This is a genomic window from Pedobacter sp. 01N416 (genome assembly GCF_056399685.1).
Genome location: NZ_JBFTRT010000505.1, coordinates 1 through 5534, shown reverse-complemented (window position 1 = coordinate 5534; position 5534 = coordinate 1). Strand labels below are relative to the sequence as shown.

General features: G+C 36.7%; 7 protein-coding genes. All 7 read right to left on the bottom strand.

Annotated features, from left to right (window positions below; all coding sequences use genetic code 11):
* A partial coding sequence (locus AC1DND_RS22430; RefSeq protein WP_477584821.1) for a helix-turn-helix domain-containing protein occupies positions 1 to 209 on the bottom strand: 209 nt, incomplete at its 3' end.
* A gap of 127 nt (positions 210 to 336) precedes the next feature.
* Positions 337 to 1689 carry a UDP-N-acetylmuramate--L-alanine ligase gene (locus AC1DND_RS22425; protein ID WP_477584820.1) on the bottom strand — a complete coding sequence of 451 codons (1353 nt, stop codon included), beginning with the start codon at positions 1687 to 1689 and terminating at the stop codon, positions 337 to 339.
* Between the two features lie 126 nt (positions 1690 to 1815).
* A complete protein-coding gene (prmA, locus tag AC1DND_RS22420; protein ID WP_477584819.1) occupies positions 1816 to 2661 on the bottom strand; it encodes a 50S ribosomal protein L11 methyltransferase in 846 nt (281 codons plus the stop codon).
* Positions 2662 to 3423 carry a triose-phosphate isomerase gene (gene tpiA / locus AC1DND_RS22415; protein ID WP_132396929.1) on the bottom strand — a complete coding sequence of 254 codons (762 nt, stop codon included), beginning with the start codon at positions 3421 to 3423 and terminating at the stop codon, positions 2662 to 2664.
* A gap of 20 nt (positions 3424 to 3443) precedes the next feature.
* The gene (locus AC1DND_RS22410; protein ID WP_477584822.1) at positions 3444 to 3713 is read right to left on the bottom strand and encodes an RDD family protein; all 270 of its coding nucleotides are present in this window, start codon (positions 3711 to 3713) and stop codon (positions 3444 to 3446) included.
* Positions 3714 to 3747: 34 nt separating this feature from the next.
* Positions 3748 to 4914 (bottom strand): putative sugar nucleotidyl transferase, encoded by a 1167-nt coding sequence (locus AC1DND_RS22405; RefSeq protein ID WP_477584818.1) that lies wholly within the window; start codon positions 4912 to 4914, stop codon positions 3748 to 3750.
* A 72-nt stretch (positions 4915 to 4986) separates the two neighbouring features.
* Positions 4987 to 5235: a type B 50S ribosomal protein L31 gene (locus tag AC1DND_RS22400; RefSeq protein WP_025142617.1), complete on the bottom strand. Its 249-nt coding sequence runs from the start codon at positions 5233 to 5235 to the stop codon at positions 4987 to 4989.
* Positions 5236 to 5534 lie beyond the last annotated feature (299 nt).

Genomic DNA, 5534 nt, shown 5'->3' with positions numbered 1-5534 from the left:
GATATTACAGACTGCCCAGATATCAGCTGTATTACCGGCACCTTAAATGTTCTGGAAATCTGGAGTAAACGGGAAATATTGAGATCGGTTTGACCTGTCTCTATTTTACAAAAGGCAGGAGTAGAAATATTAAGTTTTTTAGCAGCATCCGCTTGACTTAAACCTAAGGCCAACCTACTTTGCTTAATGTTATCTCCGATGCTTTTCATACTTTTTATGATTTGAGATATTAGACGTGAGATACGAGACATGGCATGAGGTTCGAAATGCTAGATATGAGATTTGAGCGGGAGTTCAGCTCTGAAATCTCGCTTCTCAAATCTCATGTCTCAAATCTCACTTCTTTAAAGAAGCTGCCAATTCAGGCAGATCGAAACCTGCATAATTGCCAGAACTCATCATGAGTAGATTAGTGTTTTTATAATTCAARCTCAATAAATAAGCTTTTAACTTAGTTGCATCATTAAAAAATTTCAGTTTTGGATTAGCAAAGGCCTGCTGAACATTGTCTTCAGAAAAAGGCTCCATCCGTTTTTGCTCAAAAGATTTAATATCTATAAAAACAATTGCCTCATCGGCTTTATCCATTGCTCCCGTATATTCTTTTAAAAAATCTTTATTCAGGCTACTGAAAGTATGCAATTCGATACAGGCTACTAATTTTCGATTGGTAAACTGCGCTTTAACAGCATCGATAGTAGCTTTTAACTTTGATGGCGAATGCGCAAAATCTTTGTAAACATTGGTCGATTCATCAGCTGAGATCACTTCTAAACGTTTAGCTGCGCCAGTAAATGAGGAAATKGCAGCATCAAATTCTTTTGCACTGATTTCCAATTGCTTGCACACCAATTTGGCTGCGTTCAAGTTCATCAGGTTGTGATCGCCAAAAATCTTTAAAGCCGTTTCTTCTGGAAGTAAGTAGGTTATTCCATTTCTGATTTCATGCGCTGGAATAGCATAAGCAATTTTGGTAACGTTGGCTTTTGATTGCGTTACAATTTCATTTAAATCAGCATCTGCTTCACAATAAATTAAAGTTCCGTTATCTTCAATCGTATCGATAAATTTATCAAACTGCGAAGTATAATCGGCATAGGTTGGAAAAACATTGATGTGGTCCCATGCAATACCACTAATTACAGCCACATTTGCCTTGTAAAGATGAAATTTGGGCCTTCTATCAATCGGTGAAGCTAAATACTCATCACCTTCAATAATCATTACGGGTGCTTCTTCGGTAACCTTTACCATGGTTTCGAATCCGGTCAGTTGTGCACCTACCAAATAATCGAAATCGCGTTTATAGTAATTTAGCACATGTAAAATCATACTGGTAATCGTTGTTTTACCATGACTGCCGCCAATTACTATGCGCAACTTACTTTTGCTTTGCTCGTAAATATATTCAGGATAAGAATAGATTTTAACACCTAATTCTTGCGCTTTCAATAACTCTGGATTGTCGATGCGCGCATGCATACCTAAAATAACCGCATCTATATCGCTTGAAATGCGGTTTTCATCCCAACCCATTTCAACAGGCAATAGTCCGTATTTATCTAAACGGGATTTTGCAGGCTCGAAAATTACATCATCAGATCCCGAAATTTGATACCCTTTTTTATGTAAGGCGATGGCCAGATTGTGCATTGCACTTCCACCAATCGCAATAAAATGTATGTGCATATAAATTAATTATTGAATGAAGGAATTAGAGAATGATTGAATGGTAATGCGTCGTAAACTAAAACACTATCATTCATTCATTCAAAATTCTATCACTCTCTCATTTAGAATTCACTCATTCAATATTCAATCATTATTTTTCTCAAACTGAGCCGCAACCCAATCGCCATTTTGTTTATGATCGACGTATTTGATGCCGTATTTAGCACATTCAGCGGTAATCATTCCTAAATCAGGATCTAAATAAAATCCACTGAAGAAAATTTTGCCTTCAGCTTTCAATACCTCGGCGTAACGGTGAATCTGATCCAAAAGTATATTTCTATTGATATTGGCAAAAATAACATCATATTCGTCGTTAGGAATCACCTCTTTACTACCGCAAAGCGCTTTTAGATTATCTACCTGATTAAGTGCAGCATTTTCTATGGTACTTTCGTAACAGATATCATCATAATCGATGGCCATTAGGCTTTTAGCACCCAGTTTTGYAGCCAGAATGGCCAAAATTCCGGTACCGCAGCCCATATCCAGGATATTTTTATCCTTTAAATCAGCCGCTAAAATATACTGCATTACCATTGTGGTCGTTTGGTGGTGCCCTGTGCCAAAAGCCATTTTAGGATCTATCACGATCTCATATGGGTATGATGGCTGAGGCTCATGAAAGGTTGCCCTTACATAACATACATCATCAATAATCAGCGGACTAAAATTTTTCTCCCATTCGGCATTCCAGTTTTCGTCGGCAACATCTTCTAAAGTATATGCTGTTGCAAATTCTTCGCTATAATTTGCCAAGAGACCTTTTAATTCCTGCTCGTTAAAATTGTCTTTAATTACGAAAGCCGTAAAACCACCCTCACTATCTTCGAAAGTATCGAAGCCTAGATCGGCAAGATCGCTAATGAGCAGATCCTGTTGATAATCTTCGATACTTTTGAATGTAAATATTGCTTTTGTGTATTGCATTTAACTGTTTAATGCTTTAATAATATCTGTAAAATCGCGTGATTTTAACGATGCACCACCAATTAGGCCGCCATCAATATCGTTCTGAGAAAATAAACTTGCAGCATTGCCTGGGTTACAGCTACCACCATATAAAATGGTTGTATCATCAGCCACATTAAAACCATAGTTAGCTTGAATTTCACTGCGGATAAAAGCATGAATATCTTGCGCTTGCTCAGGAGAAGCAGTTAAACCTGTGCCGATAGCCCAAACTGGCTCGTAAGCAATAACCAATTTTTTGAAGTCTTCTTCAGTTAAACTAAAAATACCTTCTACCAACTGTTTTTTTAATACTTCATAATAACTACCGTTGTTACGCTCGTCTAAAGTTTCGCCAATACAGAAAATTGGTGTTAAGCCATTCGCCAAGGCAACTTTAGTTTTTTCAGCTAATAAAGCATCGCTTTCAGCGAAATATTGTCTGCGTTCTGAGTGACCTAAAATAACGTATTCTGCACCAACAGATTTAACCATTTTAGCTGAAGTTTCGCCTGTATATGCTCCGCTTTCTTTATCGCTAATATTTTGAGCGCCAATTTTAACATCGTTACCACCCAATTTTGCCAAGCTGTTTAGATGAATAAATGGTGAGCAAATAATAGCCAGCTGATCGCCTTTGCGCTCATCTTTAACCATATTTACGATTTCGCTGAATAACGAAACACCTTCGTTATAATCTAAGTTCATTTTCCAGTTACCGGCAACAATCTTTTTTCTCATTTTGTATTAGTTTTTATATTTTAGTTAAAGGCCCTTATTGGTCCCAAATTTTGTTCAGGGTCTGTCGTATCAATTACATGCGTTTTTGCAAGTACATCACCTACTCTCTGGTGCTTTTCTGAATTTTTAATAATTAAAAATGCTATCAAACCAAAGCAGAAAAAATCAATTGGATCTAAAAAACGTCGTTTAATTGCTTGAGTGAATCCAATTTTTTCACCATGCAAGGTTACAACTTTTAAGTTAAATGATTGATGCCCTAGTGTAGCACCAAATGCACCTTCGGCAATTACATTTTAATATTCGTTTTGTATTGCTGCATTATCAAAACTTTCTAAATGCTTGAGTTAATTCAAATACTTTAGTAATGATATCTTTTTCTACCTCATCGAAAGCTATATTTTTTCGGGCAAATACCTTTTCGGTTGTTTCGAACATTTTATTCAGTTTATAGGTATCGAAACCACTGGCGCCGCCCCAACTAAAATCAGGAATGTGGTGTGGAGGGAAGTCCGCGCCAAAAACATTAGCACCAATGCCAACCACACTACCGGTGTTAAACATGGTATTTATGCCAGATTTAGCATGATCGGCCATAATTAAACCGCAAAACTGCAGGTTAGTATTACGCATTTTTTTGCTTTCGTAATCGTAAAGTTTTACTTCGGCATAATTGTTTTTTAAATTCGAATTATTGGTATCGGCACCTATATTGCACCACTCGCCCATTACCGAATTGCCCAAATAACCCTCATGGCCTTTAGCAGAGTTGCCCCAAATTACCGAATTGTTAATTTCGCCTCCTGCACGGCTATTCGGACCTATGGTAGTGCCTGAATATATTTTGGCCCCCATTTTTATAGACGAGTTATCGCAAAGCGCAAAGGATCCCCTTATTAAAGAACCTTCCCAAACCTCGGCGTTCTTACCGATATAAATCGGTCCGTAAGTACTATTAAATACGCTGCATTCGGCTTTTGCCCCCTCCTCTAAAAAGATATCATCTCCGAGTAGCTGATTGGTACTGCTTAACTTTGCCGAACTGCGTCCTTCGGTCAATAATTTAAAATCTTTTCTGATCTCGCCAGGATTATTACCAAAAATATGTTCAGGATAAACAATCTGTATAAAATCAGCTGTGTATTCTACCGGCTTTAGCGATTTAACCGATTCTAAGTCGTGCTGATCTGCGATATATGCGATTATGACATCTCTTTTGTAAAGCACTTCACCTGCTTTAAGTTTGTCTATGGCGTTTAGCAAAGCTTCATCCGGGCAAACAGAACCGTTTATAAACAAATCGGCATTGGGTTTTGGCGCAAACTTTACAGAGAGGTAATCTTGGGTATGAAAGCCAAAATCGGCTTTTAAATGTTTAGCCCATTTCTCGGCAATGGTTAAAATCCCTATGCGTAAATCGGCCACAGGCCTGGTAAACGTAAGCGGACGTAGAGACATCCAAGAAGCATCATCAAAAAGATTGATTGTCATAAGCAACAAAAATAAAAAAAGTCCCGATGCTTTTGGCAAAGGGACTTCAAAAAATGCTTTTTGTTGCTAAAATTATTTCTTAGCGTAACGGTTTTTGAATTTATCGATACGTCCTGCTGTATCAACCAATTTCATTTTACCAGTATAAAAAGGGTGTGAAGTGTGAGAAATCTCTAATTTATAAAGAGGATACTCATTACCATCTTCCCATTTAATTGTTTCTTTAGTATCTACGCAAGATTTTGTTAAGAAAGCATATTCGTTAGACATGTCTTTAAAAACAACTGGTCTGTAGCTTGTTGGGTGCAAATCTTTTTTCATTTGAATATTATTTTAAGTTATTTGTGTGAAAGCATCAAGAACATTTTTGCAATTTGCTGGCAACAACGCTTATGACATTTCCTATTAGTCTTTCTACCTCTATTTTAGAGGATGCAAATATCTTAATTTTATTTTTGATTTACAAGCCTAAATTAAAATTTTAATTATAAGATTTCCAGGCATCTGTTTTAGTAAAACTGATTTAAACAATGTTTATTGTAAAACGATTGCTCTATCCACATATAACACAACAAACCTAAAATTTTTGGACTGAATATTGTTTTTCAGATATTTAAAAA

What these genes read in the sequence shown, in the direction of transcription:
- AC1DND_RS22405 (WP_477584818.1), bottom strand. Translation starts at nt 4,914, where the DNA reads ATGACAATCAATCTTTTTGATGATGCTTCTTGGATGTCTCTACGTCCG.
- AC1DND_RS22400 (WP_025142617.1), bottom strand. Translation starts at nt 5,235, where the DNA reads ATGAAAAAAGATTTGCACCCAACAAGCTACAGACCAGTTGTTTTTAAA.
- tpiA (WP_132396929.1), bottom strand. Translation starts at nt 3,423, where the DNA reads ATGAGAAAAAAGATTGTTGCCGGTAACTGGAAAATGAACTTAGATTAT.